This is a genomic window from Dolichospermum sp. UHCC 0260 (assembly GCF_009711985.1).
GTDB classification, from domain to species: domain Bacteria; phylum Cyanobacteriota; class Cyanobacteriia; order Cyanobacteriales; family Nostocaceae; genus Dolichospermum; species Dolichospermum lemmermannii.
Genome location: NZ_VIKZ01000050.1, coordinates 15,420 through 33,576, shown reverse-complemented (window position 1 = coordinate 33,576; position 18,157 = coordinate 15,420). Strand labels below are relative to the sequence as shown.

At 36.2% G+C, this 18,157-nt stretch carries 22 protein-coding genes; 12 read left to right on the top strand and 10 right to left on the bottom strand.

What is annotated here, in order from left to right:
- Both FJR08_RS17835 and FJR08_RS17830 read right to left on the bottom strand, forming a co-directional pair.
- Positions 1–1,824: glycosyltransferase family 39 protein (locus tag FJR08_RS17835; protein ID WP_168634070.1), on the bottom strand; the 1,824-nt coding region annotated here is incomplete at its 3' end.
- Between the two features lie 169 nt (positions 1,825–1,993).
- Positions 1,994–2,593, bottom strand: coding sequence for a hypothetical protein (locus FJR08_RS17830; RefSeq protein ID WP_015081525.1), 600 nt, complete (start codon positions 2,591–2,593; stop codon positions 1,994–1,996).
- Between the two features lie 152 nt (positions 2,594–2,745).
- Between FJR08_RS17830 and FJR08_RS17825 the strand changes: the two genes are divergently transcribed.
- Both FJR08_RS17825 and FJR08_RS17820 read left to right on the top strand, forming a co-directional pair.
- On the top strand, positions 2,746–3,078 hold the full coding sequence (locus FJR08_RS17825) for a DUF565 domain-containing protein (protein ID WP_015081524.1): 333 nt from the start codon (positions 2,746–2,748) through the stop codon (positions 3,076–3,078).
- Between the two features lie 4 nt (positions 3,079–3,082).
- Positions 3,083–4,144 (top strand): glycerate kinase, encoded by a 1,062-nt coding sequence (locus FJR08_RS17820; protein ID WP_168634069.1) that lies wholly within the window; start codon positions 3,083–3,085, stop codon positions 4,142–4,144.
- Here FJR08_RS17820 and FJR08_RS17815 read toward each other — a convergent pair.
- From FJR08_RS17815 to FJR08_RS17795, 5 genes are all read right to left on the bottom strand, one after another.
- The gene (locus tag FJR08_RS17815; protein WP_168634068.1) at positions 4,137–4,349 is read right to left on the bottom strand and encodes a type II toxin-antitoxin system HicA family toxin; all 213 of its coding nucleotides are present in this window, start codon (positions 4,347–4,349) and stop codon (positions 4,137–4,139) included. The genes FJR08_RS17820 and FJR08_RS17815 overlap by 8 nt on opposite strands.
- The gene (locus tag FJR08_RS17810) at positions 4,339–4,566 is read right to left on the bottom strand and encodes a type II toxin-antitoxin system HicB family antitoxin (RefSeq protein WP_015081521.1); all 228 of its coding nucleotides are present in this window, start codon (positions 4,564–4,566) and stop codon (positions 4,339–4,341) included. The genes FJR08_RS17815 and FJR08_RS17810 overlap by 11 nt, the downstream gene beginning before the upstream one ends.
- An 81-nt stretch (positions 4,567–4,647) precedes the next feature.
- A complete protein-coding gene (locus FJR08_RS17805; RefSeq protein WP_015081520.1) occupies positions 4,648–6,105 on the bottom strand; it encodes a YdiU family protein in 1,458 nt (485 codons plus the stop codon).
- A 198-nt stretch (positions 6,106–6,303) separates the two neighbouring features.
- Positions 6,304–7,155 (bottom strand): DUF6671 family protein, encoded by an 852-nt coding sequence (locus FJR08_RS17800; protein WP_168634067.1) that lies wholly within the window; start codon positions 7,153–7,155, stop codon positions 6,304–6,306.
- A 64-nt stretch (positions 7,156–7,219) separates the two neighbouring features.
- The gene (locus FJR08_RS17795) at positions 7,220–7,792 is read right to left on the bottom strand and encodes a GNAT family N-acetyltransferase (RefSeq protein ID WP_168634066.1); all 573 of its coding nucleotides are present in this window, start codon (positions 7,790–7,792) and stop codon (positions 7,220–7,222) included.
- Positions 7,793–7,870: 78 nt separating this feature from the next.
- On the opposite strand from FJR08_RS17795, the gene bioB reads away from it, so the two are divergent.
- From bioB to FJR08_RS17755, 8 genes are all read left to right on the top strand, one after another.
- Positions 7,871–8,872: a biotin synthase BioB gene (bioB, locus tag FJR08_RS17790; RefSeq protein ID WP_323294471.1), complete on the top strand. Its 1,002-nt coding sequence runs from the start codon at positions 7,871–7,873 to the stop codon at positions 8,870–8,872.
- Between the two features lie 81 nt (positions 8,873–8,953).
- Complete coding sequence (locus tag FJR08_RS17785) at positions 8,954–9,271, top strand: hypothetical protein (RefSeq protein ID WP_168634065.1); 318 nt, start codon at positions 8,954–8,956, stop codon at positions 9,269–9,271.
- Between the two features lie 160 nt (positions 9,272–9,431).
- A complete protein-coding gene (locus FJR08_RS17780) occupies positions 9,432–10,853 on the top strand; it encodes an AAA family ATPase (protein WP_168634064.1) in 1,422 nt (473 codons plus the stop codon).
- Position 10,854: 1 nt separating this feature from the next.
- Positions 10,855–11,862 (top strand): DUF4435 domain-containing protein, encoded by a 1,008-nt coding sequence (locus FJR08_RS17775; RefSeq protein ID WP_168634063.1) that lies wholly within the window; start codon positions 10,855–10,857, stop codon positions 11,860–11,862.
- 29 nt (positions 11,863–11,891) lie between these two features.
- Positions 11,892–12,002 carry an Rpn family recombination-promoting nuclease/putative transposase gene (locus FJR08_RS17770; protein ID WP_254435792.1) on the top strand — a complete coding sequence of 37 codons (111 nt, stop codon included), beginning with the start codon at positions 11,892–11,894 and terminating at the stop codon, positions 12,000–12,002.
- 348 nt (positions 12,003–12,350) lie between these two features.
- Complete coding sequence (locus FJR08_RS17765) at positions 12,351–12,689, top strand: hypothetical protein (RefSeq protein WP_027401483.1); 339 nt, start codon at positions 12,351–12,353, stop codon at positions 12,687–12,689.
- 161 nt (positions 12,690–12,850) lie between these two features.
- Positions 12,851–13,120: a DUF2281 domain-containing protein gene (locus tag FJR08_RS17760; protein WP_039203704.1), complete on the top strand. Its 270-nt coding sequence runs from the start codon at positions 12,851–12,853 to the stop codon at positions 13,118–13,120.
- On the top strand, positions 13,117–13,536 hold the full coding sequence (locus FJR08_RS17755) for a type II toxin-antitoxin system VapC family toxin (RefSeq protein ID WP_015081509.1): 420 nt from the start codon (positions 13,117–13,119) through the stop codon (positions 13,534–13,536). The genes FJR08_RS17760 and FJR08_RS17755 overlap by 4 nt, the downstream gene beginning before the upstream one ends.
- Before the next feature lie 162 nt (positions 13,537–13,698).
- Here the strand turns inward: FJR08_RS17755 and petL are convergent, their stop codons facing one another.
- The gene (gene petL, locus FJR08_RS17750; protein ID WP_168634062.1) at positions 13,699–13,791 is read right to left on the bottom strand and encodes a cytochrome b6-f complex subunit PetL; all 93 of its coding nucleotides are present in this window, start codon (positions 13,789–13,791) and stop codon (positions 13,699–13,701) included.
- 130 nt (positions 13,792–13,921) lie between these two features.
- Here petL and aroB point away from each other — a divergent pair, with 130 nt between their 5' ends.
- Entirely contained in the window at positions 13,922–15,034 is a 1,113-nt protein-coding gene (aroB, locus tag FJR08_RS17745; protein WP_168634061.1) for a 3-dehydroquinate synthase, read from the top strand.
- A 55-nt stretch (positions 15,035–15,089) separates the two neighbouring features.
- Here aroB and FJR08_RS17740 read toward each other — a convergent pair whose 3' ends face one another.
- Positions 15,090–15,455, bottom strand: a complete 366-nt coding sequence (locus FJR08_RS17740; RefSeq protein ID WP_015081507.1) for a hypothetical protein — start codon at positions 15,453–15,455, stop codon at positions 15,090–15,092.
- Positions 15,456–15,731: 276 nt separating this feature from the next.
- Here FJR08_RS17740 and glsA point away from each other — a divergent pair, with 276 nt between their 5' ends.
- Positions 15,732–16,646: a glutaminase A gene (gene glsA, locus FJR08_RS17735; RefSeq protein WP_015081506.1), complete on the top strand. Its 915-nt coding sequence runs from the start codon at positions 15,732–15,734 to the stop codon at positions 16,644–16,646.
- Here glsA and FJR08_RS17730 read toward each other — a convergent pair whose 3' ends face one another.
- Positions 16,647–17,831, bottom strand: a complete 1,185-nt coding sequence (locus FJR08_RS17730; RefSeq protein ID WP_323294472.1) for a hypothetical protein — start codon at positions 17,829–17,831, stop codon at positions 16,647–16,649.
- Between the last annotated feature and the right edge of the window lie 326 nt (positions 17,832–18,157).

Genomic DNA, 18,157 nt, shown 5'->3' with positions numbered 1-18,157 from the left:
CAAGTTATCTCGTTTAGCTGTTTTCAAAGGAATGCGAATGAGATGATAAGCGCCTTTGGTGGCTAAGTTTTTGTAAGTATCAGGTGGTAAATCCATTTCCTGAAATTTTCCCTGTTCAACTAAGATTAACAATGATGGTGGTCTGTTTTCTTGTGATGATTGCTTTTGAATATATTCAAGAGCTTGTTGAGAAAATTTAATGTAATTAACGTTTTTGTGCGTGTAGAAAGTCACGGTAGGTTTTTTGAACCCAACCATAATTAATTCTTCATTGGGTTGTTTTGATTCAACAATTAGGGCTGATAATTCTCTCAGAGGTAGTTGACGCTGTTGGTCCATAATCAAAACAGCAGGCATTAAGGAAATAGCAATAAAGGCTATAAATCCTAATAAATTAATTGTAATTATCTGTTGATAACGGTGACTTAATATTAAGATAGCCGAAGTAACTGTAGATAGTAACCAAATTATTCCCGCAAATTTGAGGATTCCTGATTTCTCCATTTGTACGTATAATTCAGGAGCAGCAGGATCAGGCCCAGCAATTTGGGTAAGATTAAAGAGGGCAATGGAAATAACTGTTAGAAAAGCTACGTTTACCCAAGCACTGATGCGTAAAAATTTGGGAGGAGTCGGAGTTTGTGAATTGGGGAAAAGATCACTCCCAAATAATGCCACAAGAATAGCTGCTGCTGGCATTAAGGGTAATACATAACTGGGTAATTTGGTAACAGAAATTGTGAAAAATCCAAATACACCCAAAAACCATAAACAGACAAATAAACCTAATTGTTGAGAGCGTTCTTGCTTTAACCACTGCGATCGCTGCAAAAGATTTACTCTAACTAGAGCCGCAGGGATGTACACTGAATATGGTGCAAAGCCCAACAAAACGACTAAAAAGTAAAAATACCAAGGGGCTGAATGGCCATTAACAACTTCGGTAAAACGGTCTATATTGTGATAGATAAAAAAGGCATTAATAAAATTCCAGCCGTTTCGCCAAGTTACCAAAACATACCAAGGAAGTGAGATAACTAAAACTATCGCCATTCCTAAAATCGGCTGCATTTCTCGCCATAGTTCCCAAAATTTCCCCACATACAAGGCAAAAGCAATCATAATTAGTCCTGGTAAGACAATGCCTACAGGACCTTTAGTTAATATTGCCCCAGCAATTAAGACATAACTGGCTAAATACCATTTATTGGGAAGTCGCCAATTAGCAGTGACGATTGGGGAATTATTCTGAGCATATCCCAGGAAAAAACATAATAAAGTTGAACCTATACAGCCGTTGAGTAACATATCAGAAACCCCGGCTCTGCCCCAAACAATCATTTCTGCGTTGAGTGCCATTAAAGCAGCGGCAATGGCGGCTGTAAAGTAACGTCTAGGCAAATTAGTAACTTGTTCTAATTCATCTTTTTTGGCAAAGTACCACTGCACAGTGTAAAATGCCAAAGCAATTACGCCCATTGCTGCCAATGCTGAAGGGATACGCACAGCCCATTCATTTACTCCCATAATAGAGTAAGCGATCGCTTGACACCAATAAATTAAAGCAGGTTTATCAAAGCGAGTTTCACCATTAAAAAACGGCGTAATCCAATCACCAGTTACCAGCATTTGTCGGGAAGCTTCCGCAAACAGCGGCTCAGTCTCATCAATTAAGCCCACATTACCCAAATTCCAGCCAAAAGCTATCCAACCAATTACCAATAACCACAGGGACGAAACAGCCACAGCTAGGACTGGACGCTGTTCTAAATTATTCAACCACTTATCCACCACTTGCCAAGAAACACTCAATTTTATACTCATGAATTCATACTTAAAGACACTGAAATCGCGTCCTGCCAATACACAATAGTTTACAATTCAAAAAAACTCCTGAACTCCTGAACTCCTTCCTTCTTCCTCCTGACTCGGTGACTCGGTGACTCGGTGACTCGGTGACTCGGTGACTCGGTGACTCCTGACTTCTCCAATATCACCTATTTTGTAACACTAACTGCCATTCTTGAGTTTGCGGATTCCATTGGGGAGAGGAAGTTTCTCCCACAACATAGGGACCCCAATAACGTCGAGAACCATCTTGAGCAAAAGCCACCAAAATATCACCTTTCTCAAGTCTTAAATTAGCTTGAGGTAAAGATAAAACTAACCCGCTCTCACTTCCTTCTTCAGGAGCAAAATCCCAATGAGCCGGAATATCAGATTTAGATTTATTCGCAGTCGCACTTTTGAGGGATGATTGTCTAGCTAACAATGCTAGACGGACAGGTTGAGTAGTTTTGTTGCTAATGCGAAGCAATCCAGCAGCCTTGTTTTTACTATCAGAGTTAACCTGATAGGCTACAACTGTGGACTGATTTTTTTGCGGACTTGATTCTACTGAGTCACTTGGTGTACTATCTAAGTTAATTTCATCCCCATTTTTACCACTATTTGTCATCATAGATGGGGTTGTTTCTGGATTTGTAGACTGAAAAGATATCCGCATATCTAAGCATCCTGTCATGATCCCCATGAATCCTAAGGCAGAAAGACTGATAATGAAGTTACCATACCGATCAAGGAAGTTTTTCATAATGATATAGCTTTAGAAATAAGATTTTTTGTAAGCTAAACCCGATGGTTACAAATGATCCCCAACCGTAATTAGAGTGGTTTACTTAGGTTCTCCAAAATAAATTATCCAGTTTCATCAAGTCAAAACGACTTTTTCTGTTCCCTATTCCCATGCAAAATACTCGCTTGAACAACCTATTAGAAACAATTTTCAGTAGCTTGAGTGAATGGTTTCTGAATCCTTGGCGGCGGTTATCGCTAATACTAATTAGTTTTTTGTTTGGCTTTTTTTTGGGATCAGCAGTATCAACAACCGCTGGACAAAAGGCAGAATTAGACATTGTGGTTGCTGGATTTTTAGTGCTACTGACTGAAATTACCAGTAGAATATTTTACAGTCGGAGTTTTTTTGTTCGCCAAGCATTTTGGGTAGAAATACTCAACTATCTCAAGGTTGGTTTTATCTACAGTCTATTTCTAGAAGCGTTAAAACTGGGTTCGTGATTTTATGAGTAGTGAATGGTTGAGTCAAGTTTTAACAACGGACACATCTTGGCAAGTGTCAGCACAAGCCGCAGCATTGGCAGATCCTTTGCGAGCTAAGGTGTTTAATATTACTTCTGATAATGTGGCTGAAGTTATCCAAAAGAGAGGGGATTTACTGAAGTTAGTTTTCCCTAATTTTAGTCAATTTTGTCAAACTACCCTAAAAATTCAACCGCCAGAAGTGCGATGCACTGAGCTTGTCGAAGTGTTACAGGTATTGTGGGATTTATGGCTACCCTTGGGAATCCAAATTGCAGCACAACGTCAACAGTTAGGGAAACCTTTTGTCCAGGGAATTTTAGGCGCACAAGGAACTGGTAAAACTACAATGTCCCAGATACTGGGTTTGATTCTCCAGCAGTTAGGATATCGAACGTTAAGTTTGTCTTTGGATGACTTGTACAAAACTTATAGCGAGCGTTTGGCTTTATTACAGCAAGATTCCCGGTTAGTTTGGCGTGGTCCGCCCGGAACCCACGATATTCACCTAGCTTTAATTGTACTCGATCAGATTCACCAAGGCAAGAGTCCTGTGATAGTTCCTAGATTTGATAAATCTGCTCATGGGGGTGCAGGCGATCGCACTACTCCTGAAGTTATCACAAATCCTATAGATATTGTTCTGTTTGAAGGCTGGTTTGTGGGCGTAAAACCAATTCCTCCTAAAGTGTTATTAACTCCACCACCACCTATTCTTACAGACGTAGATAAACAATTTGCCTCTGATATGAATAATCAGCTAAAAGATTATTTACCACTGTGGGAAAGATTAGATAGTTTAATAGTTCTTTATCCCACAGATTACCGTTATTCTTTAGCATGGCGCAAGCAAGCAGAAAGACAAATGATTGCTGCTGGTAAATCAGGAATGAGTGACGCAGAAATAGAAGAATTTGTAAATTATTTTTGGCGTTCTTTACATCCAGAATTATTCATTAATCCCTTAATTCAATCATCATCTGTTGATTTAGTAATTGAAATTAATAGTGATCATAGTTTTGGGAAAATCAGAAAAACTATCTAAGATTATTAAATTCATCTTCTGTGATTTCTAATTGTTTAAGAATTTCTTGGAATAGCCAACCGCCGATTTCAGCATTTCCATGAATAGGAATAGTTGTTGCGCGACCATCGGGATGCTTCCAGCGAGCATGACTACCTTTTTGACGAATTTTCTCAAAGCCTAATTTTTTGGCAACTTTTTCTAAAGTTTTGGCTTTAGCTGGCATAAGCAATAGTTACCTCAATATCATTAGGTAAGGATTTACCAGCCTCTAAATATTCTGCTGATATCATTTCAAAAACATGGTTTAACTCTGAACGAGCTTCTTCATGGGTTTTTCCCCACGCATGACATCCTTTAATTGCTGGAACGTAAGCAACAAATGTTCCATTATCATCGGGGCGTAAAATAATTGTATAGTCAATTAGTTTTTTGTTTATCATATTATTTCCTGTTAAATACTTGCGATTAAAAAGGCGAATTTCCTGACTCATGGGCGAGGAAACCCCGCCCCTACTGACAAACTACTTTCCTGTTTGCAGTGTTTCCACTAAATCATAAAAAGGTTGCCAATTATCATCTTCAGTGATTCGTTCCCAAACAGACTCAATCACAGGTCTTAATAAAGCTGTTTTGGGATTAGCTTCAATCAAAGTTTGGTGAATTTTATCCATTTGTTCAGGATCAAAATGATTGAGAATTTTATGATAGAGGAAACACCAATTATCAAAAGTGGGTGATTTTCCTAATGCGGGGCTAATTTCAGAACCATTCATCACAAAAGCTGGATCATCTCGCCATTTACTAGAAAAGGTAGCAGCTATATCAGCAAAGAATTGATGATAACCAACTTGACTATCATGTAAAAAGGTAATAGTTAACCGCAAAAATTCATCAGCTTCCGCTAATTGTAAATCTTCAAAACCCAATTTTTTCAACATCAAAGCTCGATATTCAGCCTGGTAATATTCAGCAAACTTGGATAAAGCAATATCCAAATCACCTTGGTGAATTATCGCCTTTAAAGGTTCTTGCAAAAGCTCTAAATTTAATTTGCAAATCCCTGGTTGTTGACTGTAACAATAACGTTTATAATAATCGAAATATGCCGCCGTAAATTGGAGATCGTAAGTAGGAATAAAGGCATAGGGTCCATAGTCAAAACTTTCCCCGGTAATTGACATATTATCAGTATTCAGAACTGCATGACAAAAACCCGCTGCCATCCATTGGGCTACTAATTCAGCAACACGCTGCACTAATTCGGCATAAAATAAAGCATATTTATCATTTTCAGCTTGCAAATGCGGATAATACTGTTCAATTACATGATCTAACAGTTTTTGAGTTAAATCATGTCGTTTGAAATAGTTTAATCGTTCAAAAGTACCAAAACGAATATGAGATTTACTCATGCGAATCATGACAGAAGAACGAGTTGGAGAAGGTTCATCACCGCGCCACAAACCCAAACCCGTTTCAATCATACTCAGACACCGAGAAGTACGAACACCTAAACTATGAAGTGCTTCAGCGGCGAGAACTTCCCGCACTCCTCCTTTAAGTGTTAGCATTCCGTCACCACCGCGAGAGTAGGGGGTTCTTCCCGAACCTTTTGTGCCAAAATCGTATAATTCCCCATCAATACCCCGCACTTGTCCATAGAGAAAGCCTCTACCGTCACCTAATTGGGGGTTATATTGTCCAAATTGATAACCGTGATAACGTAGTGCTAACAGCGGTTCTCTTCCCTCAAATTTACCAAAAGCGTTAATAAAATCTTCGTCTTTAACTACTTGGGGCGCAACTCCTAAGCGTGGCAGTAGTGCGTCATTGCGCCAGCGTAACATAAGTTGGGGAAATTCCTCGGCTACAACTTGATCATAGTAGTCATTACCTAGAGATTCTAGGGCTGGTTCATAGTTGAGGGTAAGTAAGGGATTAGTAGCATGAGTATGATTGAGAGTTTCATCCAGAGTCATTATAATTAGGCTTAATTGATATTTATTTAATGATAGACAAAAAAGCTCACCATCTTGCTAATTTAACGTAAGTTGCTAGTTAAATTGTCAAAAATGGCTAACGTCACGCTGCGCTATCACGAGCTTATAAAAATAATATATCTTCTTGAGAATGATAAATAAAAAATAGATCCCCGACTTCTTCAAAAAATCCAGGCTCTAAGGATTACAATATTCACATAAACTAGGATCAGCAAATTCTTGATTGTTAGGAAATAATTGTTGTTGGGTAAAACCGCATTTTTGACATTGAAAAATTACTGCTTTAATTAATGAAGTTGGCTGATGACAAAGTTCACAAGGTAGTCCAGGGATTTTTTGATTAATCATAAAACCAGGAGTATGACATTGGGGACATAAACTATTAATTTTATTAATTAAGTCTTGAGTAGCAAAGGCAATATTTTTCATCCTCGTAGGATTATACATTGCTCTCATATCTGTTTCTATATGAAATTTACCATTTGTGTTTTTTATGGCAATTTCTAGGGAATTGATTAGGTTTTCTTTGCTGGTAATACCTTTAATAAATTCTGTTTTTCCTGTGGATATATTAGCAAATGAAATTACTAAACCATGTTCAGGAAAACCAACTTTTTGAGCAAATTCTTCAGCTTCTTCTAAACTAGATATAGTTTGATGATTAAAATTAGTTTCTATGGAAAATAATTCACCAATAATTTCTAAATCATTTTCTTGATCCAGAAAAATAATGATTTCTCGGTTAGCATAAATATAGGGAATTAGGGGATGAGGTGCAAAACTTCCTTCACTAGCGATGGCTATTTTTTCATCATCCATTTCCAAGGCTTTTTTAGCTTTTAACCTAGCAGTAATAATTTGTGTATCTGGACGTTTAATTTCTCTAGTAAAAGTTCCAAAAACATCAGTATTTAAGCCTTGAGGAACTATCAAATTAATTCCTAAATGTTCTTTCAATAAAGGAGAAATTACTTTTTCTTTATTGTGCATTGTCGCCAAAATAGCCACGCGATTATTATATATTGACATAATTTATTTTCCCATAATTATCTTCAGATCCCCGACTTCTTGGAGAAGTCGGGGATCTAAAATACTATAAATTTGGTCGCCAGTGGGGATTTGTTAAACTTGTAAAAATATGATCTTCCCATTTACCATTAATCATTAAATAGTCTCTAGCATATCCTTCAACTACAAAACCAGCCCTTTTAAGAACATTACCACTGCGGCGATTATGGGGCATATAATTAGCCATAATGCGGTGCAGATTTAATTCTTGAAAAACATACTTAGTGGAAATAGACAAGGCTTCTGTCATGTAACCATAACCTTGTGCTGATTCTGCTAAACTGTATCCTAATTGACAAAATTGAGCAGCACTATAGATAAAGTTGCTAAAATTAGCTGTTCCCATAACTTTTCTAGGCTGGTGTTTCCGATAAATAAATAGTTTTAATGAATAGTTGTTCACAAATTCCCAGAAACTCGTTTCTACTTGATACTCCCAATAATCGTGAGTAAAAAAATTTTCATCCCATTTAGGATAAAATGGCGTAAGATATTCTTTATTTTCCGTAAAATATTTGAGTATGTAGGGAATATCCTCCATCACTGCCATTCTTAATATTAGGCGATCGCTTGTCAGAATTGGTGGCTCTGATGTCATATCCTCAAATTTAAATATTTTGTATCAGCTATACTAATTTGAACATTAAACCAAAAGACTGCAAAAAGGATAATTACGGTGGGAATACGCTACAATTGGCAACCAACAGAGATATTGACAATATATAATACACCATTTCTAGAGCTAATTTATCAAGCCGCAACAGTGCATCGTCAATATCATCAACCGCAACAAATACAAGTTTGTAAGCTTATCTCTATTAAAACCGGTGCTTGTCCCGAAGATTGCGGTTATTGCGCTCAATCTTCTCGCTACAAAACCGAGGTAAAACCCGAAGCACTGTTAGAAAAAGCCACAGTGATGAATATTGCCAAAACAGCTAAAGAAAGCGGTGTAAGTCGCGTTTGTATGGGTGCTGCTTGGCGAGAAGTTCGGGATAATTCCCAATTTGAGGAAGTTCTGGATATGGTTAAGGACGTAACTAGGATGGGTTTAGAGGTATGCTGTACCTTGGGAATGTTGACAGAAAATCAAGCCAAGCGGTTAGAAGATGCGGGATTATATGCTTATAACCATAATCTTGACACTTCAGAGGAATACTACAGCACTGTAATTACAACTCGCACTTATAGCGATCGCCTGAATACAATTGCCAATGTTCGCCAAACTAATGTTACCGTATGTTCGGGCGGTATTCTCGGTTTAGGGGAAAATGTGAGCGATAGAGTTGGAATGTTACATACTCTCTCAAATTTACAACCTCACCCCGAATCTGTACCCATCAATATTCTTTCCCAAGTTCCCGGTACACCTTTAGAAAATCAACCTGATGTCCCCATTTGGGATGTAGTGCGGATGATTGCGACTGCTAGAATTATTATGCCTAAATCTGACGTGCGTTTGAGTGCAGGTAGGGCGAGACTTTCCCAAGTAGAACAAGCTTTATGCTTCATGGCTGGTGCAAATTCCATCTTCTCCAGCGATGATAATAAAATGTTGACGGTAACAACTCCCTGTCCTGATTATGACGCAGACAAAGAAATGTTGAACTTGCTAGGTTTGGAAATGCGTCCCCCCTTCCAAAAGCAGGAAAAAACACCAACTCCAGCGATGATATAACAATTGAAAATTACCTCTCCCTGACTGGGAGAGGACTCGAATATGCTAGAATTTAGGATGAACTTTAAGCAGGTGATGAAGATGACACAATCCACACCCCAAAGAGTTGTCCGTCGTGGTCGAGTATTTCCCGAAATTCAGTGGACTGATGAACAAAAAGCTGAAGATAGAGCTAGAAGAAAGGCATTTTCTGATCGTTGTTGGGTAATTTTTGAGCGGTTAAAACCAGAAATATTAGATAAATATCATGGTTGGTATATTGCTATTGAACCTGATAGCGGTGATTATTTTATTGATCAAGATCAAGAGGTAGCCAGTAAAATGGCCAGAGAAAAGTATCCTCATGTTATTCATCATATTTATGGCATTAATGAAACGGGAGTTAGTGGCAGAATATGATTGAGGGCAGATTTGGAGAAAATGGACAAGTTTATTTTGAAATTGATTTAATTGGGTCTGTAATGTATCATTGAATATTAGGATTAAACCACCTTCTGTAAAGAATACTCGCTTAAAGTTCTTAACCAAAATTTTAAATAACTTCGTAAACGAAAAGACTATGTATATACGAAAAGTTGAAATTAAAAATTTGTGGGGAAATAATTATTCATGGACACTCAATCAAGACGTGAATGTTTTGATCGGTAAAAACGGTTCAGGGAAATCAACAATATTCAAAATGCTTAACGCAGCAGTTCAGCCAATTGAAGACAGTCAACTTAATTTTAGATTATTTGATCCTATTGATGAAATGATTATTGCTTTAGAAGAGGATATTGTCATCAGAGTTGATAGTGAAAATAGAAGTATCACTGGTAACAAAGAAGGCATAAACTATACATTAAATACATCATTTATTAATACTTTTGATGTGATTGAAAAAAGTATAGACCCAACTCTCACATTACTTGATTACCAATTAGATAAGCTAAAACTAGAATTTGTGACTTATCAAAGGGATTTATCAAATAAAGTTGAAGCAGCCTTAAAAGAAGATGACGGAGAAACTAGATTAAATCAATTAGCTAAAATTGAAGCTATATATGAACCGAAAAAAAAATTTATTGAAATAATAAATAAACTATTTTTTCATACAGATAAAAAATTTGATGAAAAGGAATTTCATTTTATTAAGAAAGCTATCCAAACTCCAATATTACCCCAAGATTTGTCATCTGGGGAAAAACAAATACTGATTATTTTATTACAAACATTATTACAAGATAAACAACCTTATATATTATTAATGGACGAGCCAGAAATATCATTACACATTGACTGGCAAAGAAGTTTGATAGAACACATCAGACAAATAAATCCAAATTGTCAAATTATTATTACAACCCATTCACCTACTATTTTTTATCAAGGCTGGATTGAAAAAACAACAAGAATTGAAGAAATTAAATCTGCTGTTGATAATTCAACAGAAATTACGACAATTATAGAAAAAAATACACAATCACAAGGTCGTGTAGAAAAAATAAAAAATGATTTTAGAAGTTTTTCTGGTAGTAGATTTGCTAAAATTTATCAATTTAATCGCCGCATAAAAGCATATACTTCATTTACAAAAGATGAATGCCTGGAATTATTGAATTTTCTCCAAGAAAATCAGATTGATCCTGATGTAATCACTTTTACTACTCTTATTTCTAAACTGAATAATTATCCTGATGCAAAATGTATTTTTGATTTAATAGAAGCAGAAACTTATACTAAAGCATCTCACGTCAAGCCTAATGACATAACACTTAACACTTTGATAAAAAAAGTTAATACAGTGGAAGAAGGTCTGGAACTTATTCAAAATGTAAGTAATCACGAAAAATTGCAATTATATCCTGATATAATTACTTTCAGCACTTTACTAGGTAAAGCTAAAAACACAGATGAAATTAATTTACTAGAAGAAATGCGAGAATATTATAAAATAAAACCAAATTATAGATACTTAAATAAATTAAAATTTAAAAAGTAATATGATGAGAGATCAAGATTATCAAATGTTTGCTGACCGAATGGTAGAAGATGCCTTTATGAAAGATTGCGATCTTTCTGTATTAGTTGAAGATGTTTATGATCAAAGATTTTGGGAATGTATTATTGAAAATGTCAAACCAGATTTAAAAGATAAAGTTGATTTCCCAAATCCTACTCCAGAGGGAACTCGTGGAAAAAGTATTTTGAAAAAGTTTAAAAATTGCGTCAGTAAGAAAATTATTATTTGCGTTGACAGTGATTGCGAATACTTGTATGATCATAAGGTCTGGTATATTGCTAAATATATTTACCACACAGTTGTTTATAGTAAAGAAAATTTCCAATGTCATCATTTATCATTACATCAAATACCAAAGGATTTGACCAATGAACGGTATGATTTCAAGAGTTTGTTGGAAAAGATTTCTCTGATGATTTCTCCAATATTTTATTTTTGGTTCTATTTTAAAGAAAATAACTTCAAAGATTTTGATAATCTTATAAGCAATGAAAAATTTGCAACCATTTTAAGTTTTAAAGGTACTCAATTTGAGACTCTTGGAGATGAGAACCTTTTATATCAGAGTATTGAGGATAGAGTGAAAGCTGAATTGCAAAATCTTAAAATTTTAATGGGTGAAGGTTGGTATGACGCAACTTTTGAAAATGATATTCCTGAAATAAGAGAACGATTAAAAGAAAAATCTTCCATACAGGAAGAAAGAATTTTAGACTTTTATTATGGACATAGTGTATTAGAAGAATTTGTTCAACCTTTTATGATAAAAATTATTGAAATATTGAAGAATAGAAAAATAGAGGAAGTAAAGCAGACTCTAAGTGCAGCCCCAGAAAAAGTTATTAATGAAACAATTAGTCGGATTGAAAATATTGCAAGAAAAGATATTGACACTAAATTAAGTGACAGTTTTAAATATCTTATTGATCGTAATATTGATCGGAATATGGAAAAAATTAAAGAAAAATTAGCTAAAGAACTGAATTAGTTTTGTTTTAGTTTTGTTACTGTTATAGAATGAAGACAGACACGATATTTTACACATTACTACAAAATCTCCCCAGTGTATTATTTGAACTGCTAGAACAGCCCCCCACACTAGCTTTGCTTCTGTTCAACCGCTTGTAACTCAAACTTCTATAAAATCTTTACCAATACCTATTTTTGATTTTCAATTTCAACAGCATATTAATTCAAAATTGCTTGAAAGTTTTGATTTAAAGCAAAAATCCAAACAACTTCTAGAAATTGCTAAAATAGGAGTAGAAAAGCCATTGAAACCGATAAAGCAACAGCTACAGATTGGATAAATCAGCAATTGGCAATATTAGGAATTGATATCAAAAGCATCATCAGTTAATTTCCTGTTGTATAATATTTATATATATTTTCCCTGAACAATCTAACAGCTTACTATCACGGCAGATTTTGTCATAATATAAAGATAGGATTCCCAATTAGGAGGAATAAATAATTATGTCTCAATCCGATTTAATCAATAAACCAGAATTAAGTAACACTACCGAAGAAAATCATCTCATAGAAATTTTACGAGAAATTCAAGCAACACCTAAAGAATACTGGCCGAATTTACTACAAATGATGCGAGTATTTCGAGAAAGCGTTACTTTTAAACCTGAGATTTTTAACCATTCTCAGCTAGAAATAGACGCACAACAACAAATTTTAAATCAACAACATCAATTACTCAAAGAATTAACCAAAGAGTGGTTAGAAGAAGGAGAACAAGAAGAACAAACGGAAACTTGGGAATATTTGCGGCAAAAACAAGAAATTGATGATAATCCTTTTTAAGATTAAGCTGAATTTATATGAATAAATTGATTTTCCTCTACAGATTGGATAAATCAACAATTTGCAATATTAGGAATTGATATCAACAATGGAGGAGAAAATAAAAATTAATGCTGATGTCATTTACAATAGAATAATAGCCTAGTAGTAGAGGTAAAACTATGACGATTGAACAAGCTGTTTTAGAAAACCTGCGAGAGTTACCAACCGATAAACAACAAGAAGTTTTAGATTTTATTCAATTTCTCAAACATAAACTGTCACAAATAAAAGAACAAGTACAGGAAAAACCATTACAGAATAAAGGAGATAGCTTTTGGGAAGGGGTTTTAAGGTTTCGAGAAACAATTGAAAGAGAAGGAATTGAATTTACAGATGAAGATTTTGCAGATATTAGAGATCGTAGTCCAGGACGCGAGATTGATTTATGACAGTTCGCTTTTTACTAGACTCTAATATTATCTCAGAACCGAGTCGGCCAATTCCCAATACTCAGGTTTTAGATCAATTAAATCGCTATCGTTCAGAAGTAGCAGTAGCAAGTCTTGTTGTTCATGAAATCCTTTATGGCTGTTGGCGTTTACCAGCATCTAAACGCAAGGATTCTTTATGGAAATACATTCAAGATTCTGTGTTAGATTTGCCTGTGTTTGATTATGATCTCAAAGCTGCAAAATGGCACGCACAGGAAAGAGCTAGATTATCGAAAATTGGTAAAACACCTGCTTTTATTGATGGACAAATTGCCAGTATTGCCTTCTGCAATGACTTGATTTTAGTAACAAATAATGTGGCAGATTTTCAGGATTTTGAGGATCTGATAATTGAGAATTGGTTTATTAAATGAGGGACTAACTGTAGAACAAATTGCTCGGATACTTGAGTTAGAAATCGAAGTGGTGAAAACTTGCAATCAAACAGCAAAGTAATAAATAGACATTTGATCATCTGATTGAAACCGATACCTAAACCCACATAAAGTGGGTTTAATTAGCGTCTAATTGTAGGGTTAGAGGATTTTAGCTACGCGTAGACCAAATAGCAAGCCTACAGCTACACCCATAAACACGCCTAGAAAGACAATATATTCAACTACAGCCATTTGTTTTACTCCAGATTAGTTACTTATTTCTATTCAATCATCAATAATTATGAAAGGGAACAGGGAATGGAAAAGAGGTTGTCAACTTGGGGTAAAATACCCAGACGAGTGATTATATTAGGGCTAGGGAATGAGTTCTGTAATTAAAGTAGATATACCTGAAAAGTCTTATGATATTACCATTGCACCTGGGAGTTTAGATCAACTAGGTGAACAAATGGCGAGTTTGAAACTAGGTAAGAAAGTATTGCTAGTTTCCAACCCAATGATATTTAAATATTATGGCGAAAGAGCGATCGCATCCTTGCAAAATGCCGGTTTTGAAGTTGTCAGCTACAACCTCCCCCCCGGTGAACGCTATAAAACCCTCAACTCCATTCAAAAACTCTACGACATCGCCCTGGAAAATCGCCTAGAACGCTCCTCAACAATGGTTGCCTTGGGAGGAGGGGTAATTGGTGATATGACAGGCTTTGCTGCCGCTACATGGCTCAGAGGCATCAATGTCGTGCAAGTTCCTACCAGTCTCTTAGCAATGGTAGATTCAGCTATTGGTGGCAAAACCGGCGTAAATCATCCCCACGGTAAAAACTTGATTGGTGCATTTCATCAACCCAGTCTAGTTTTAATTGACCCAGAAGTCTTAAAAACCCTTCCAGCACGGGAATTTCGAGCAGGAATGGCAGAGGTGATCAAATACGGGATCATTTGGGACACCGAACTGTTTACTCAACTAACAGCAAGCAAACACCTTGATCAACTCCGCTATGTAAAATCCGACCTGATAAACAGCATATTAACTCATTCCTGTCAAGCAAAGGCAGATGTTGTCGGCAAAGATGAAAAAGAATCTGGAATCAGAGCAATTTTAAATTATGGTCATACTATCGGTCATGCAGTAGAAAGCCTCACCGAATACCGTTTATTCAAACATGGTGAAGCTGTCGGTATTGGTATGGTAGCAGCGGGAGACATTGCTGTAAAATCAGAACTTTGGTCACAAGCAGACGCAGAACGTCAAAACGCCTTAATCAAGAAAGCAGGTTTACCCACCCAAATACCCGCAGATTTAGATATTGATGCTCTTATTGATGCTTTGCAACTAGACAAAAAAGTTAAATCTGGTAAAGTCCGCTTTGTACTACCAACCCAAATTGGTGCAGTCAAAGTTACCGACGAAGTACCAACGGAAATAATTCGAGAAGTACTATTAGGGAATAGGAGTCAGGAGTCAGGAGTTTAGAAAGAAGAAGAAGAAGAAAATTCTTCCCCCGCTTCCTGCTGTTTGCCCTTTCCTTCTATACTGGTAAAGGCGCTGAACCATTCAATTGCCGAGCAGCATTGATACAAACAGGGCAATCACAGCCAAATAGCTTGATAGCTAAATCACTTTCAGCATCAGAAAATTCTAGTTCTTTGGGATTATTTGTATCTACTTGTGCTATTTGCATGGGTTCTTTTGCAACAGCAGGAGAAGTATTACTTACCTGTATACATACCTTTTTCGGAGTTGCAGAATGGGGAGACATGACGCAAGATAGATGAGTCCCAGTAGCGTCAATTGTTTGACTAGCATGAGCAGGTCTAGCCATCATCACCATAGATAACATGGATGTGAACAATACGGGGCTAGAAATTAAAGTTAAAATAAATCTTTTGTTCATGTACTGTTAAAAACCTTGTTATTAGGGAAATAAACCAATTTATCTTTTCCGACAACTTGGTTGTTAATCAGTCTATCTTACCTAAGAACAGGGAACAGGGAACAGGGAACAGGGAACAGGGAACATTTATCTTTTTATTGCCTTTTACCAATTACCCGTAATTGCTAATATCACGTAAATTTTCGGCTTTTTATTTAAAATTAGTTACATGAAAGGTTAGAGTAAATACTCATTAAGATATAATCCAGATTATGTTTTAATTTGAGGTTTCGGCTTGTGCTAGGAATAAAAAGCATTAATATACATAATTTATCTAGCTGGGTAGAACAATCAAAAACCCAAGCAGCACAGGGAAAAGTTATTGAACGCATTCCTCAATTAGCTATTGTTAATCCTAACCGTTTTGCTGTTCATATAAGTTGCGAACCAGGAGAAAATTACAGTTTAGGAGATACAGCTTGTGTATTTCCATTTATGAGTGTGATAAAGCCATTTTCTCTACTATACCTGCTCGAATATTACGGAGTAAAACAGGTTTTGCAATGGGTTGGGGTTAAATCCTCGGACGCGCCTTTTAATTCTTTAGTGCAATTAATAGCAGATAATGGATATCCTCGCAACCCCATGATTAATAGTGGTGCTATTACTCTCGCTGATAAGTTGCCAGGAAAAGATGGAAATGAATGTACACAATTGTTTTGTGAATGGTTAAATAAATTAGCAGATACTCAATTATATATAGATGCAAATATTCTAGCTTCAGTCCGTGCTAGTAGTTCTCAGACAAATATAGATATTACTAACTATCTCTACGAAGCTGGACATTTAAATAATATTGAATTATCTCTTGATGTTTATGAGCAAATATGTTGTATATCTGGGACAGTGGAAGATTTAGCGAAGTTAGGAAAAGTATTAGCTTGCAAAAGCGAGGTGATCAAAAATCAACACCGTCAAATTGTGAATGCGGTGATGTTAACTTGCGGTTTATATGAAGCTTCCGCTGAGTATGCTGTGAAAATTGGTTTACCAATAAAATCAGGTATTGGTGGTGGACTTGTGGCCATCATACCAAATCAGGGAGCGATCGCCAGCTACAGTCCTGCTTTAGACATTGTAGGTAATCCTGTAGCTGGTTTGGCACTAATGGAAACTTTATCTCAAAGTTTGCAACTGAGTATTTTTAGTTAATTACTCTTGAAATTGAGATTTAGGATTTTCCATTGTCTGGGTAGGTAAATTTGATTCCTCTGTTTCCGTGACTTTTGCTTCTGCTGCTACTGGGGGAGACGCAACGGGAGTTGATTTAACTTCAGGAATTTTAACTTCGGGAACTGGTTGTTTCTCTACTTTCGTTGCTGGAGTTGGTGTAACTTCAGGAACTTTAACTTCAGGAACTTTAACTTCAGGAACTTTAACTTCAGGAATTGGCTGTTTCTCTGCTTTCGTTGCTGGAGTTGGTGTAGCCTCAGTAGCTGTAATTTTAGCAGTATACGTTGGGTCTACAATGCCACGGACTTCATCTGCTGTCAATTCCCCTCTGACAATTTTGGATAAAGTATCTTGACCATTGGGTTGATAATTAATTAATCTGATACTGGTATTAAAGGCATTTTTCACAGGTTGTCCTTGATTATCGAGGAATTCCAGTTTTACCCAAGTTTTACCAGGTTTAAACCCTTTGAGATAAATAGGTTGCCAACGATCAAGAATAAAGCTTTCACCATTAACTGTACTCCGAATGCGCCAATTGCTCATTGTATCTTCAGGATTAGTTTCAGCGAGACTATGCAATGGTGCATTAGTTAGGTAAAAATCCAGCATAATGGGTTCTGCACCATAACCACCATTGGGACGACTATAAGTAAGTAACGGTAATTTAGAATCTGGGTTGTTTTCCTCGGTTTTCGTCAAGACGTGAAATGTGGTTTGAGTATAAGCACCTTCATTTTTAAAACTTTCATGCCACGGACGAGAAGCAAAAACGCGAAGAGTATGCGTACCAGGGGATAAGTCTGACAATACCACCGGCTGATTTACATCGTAAACAGCTATATAGGGCTGATTGTCTAAAATTAGGTGCAAATGAGGTCCAAGTTGCCATTGAGGGTCTTTAAATATCGGTAAGTCCTTAACTTGTAACTTTACTTTAACTATATTGTCTTGAAGAATTTCATCTACCTGGGGACTGAGGATGCTGACTTGGGGTTGATAACCCTCCAAACTGGGACGCAATGCTTGGATAACATTTGGTGGTGCGGTTTCGGAAAATGTCCCAGAAATTTCTGAAGCTGGGGACGCTTTCATGAAGGGATTGATAGATATTTCCTGACTATTTGCTGCTTCAGCGCAACTACTCAAATTTACAACTAGCACTAATGTGACAACCCATTTAATAATTGGGAATCTATTTGAGAAAAGTAACTCAAAAAATTTTCTGCACCCAGTGTTCATGTTTTTATTCCTTAATAGTTTTTAACAATTGAGGCAATCATTGTAGCGCAAATTATGACTCATGGACTATGGATTAAGAGCATAAATCTATGACCAAAGTTATAAATCTACTTACTTTTCTTTGATTAGAATGCCAAATAAGTAATTTTTTTGACTTAATTCCGGGAAAATAATTTGCTTATAGACCGCTAATTTTGGGTAAAAGTAGCTAAACAGCAAGGGTTTAAGCCGATTTCCGTATAAATCAT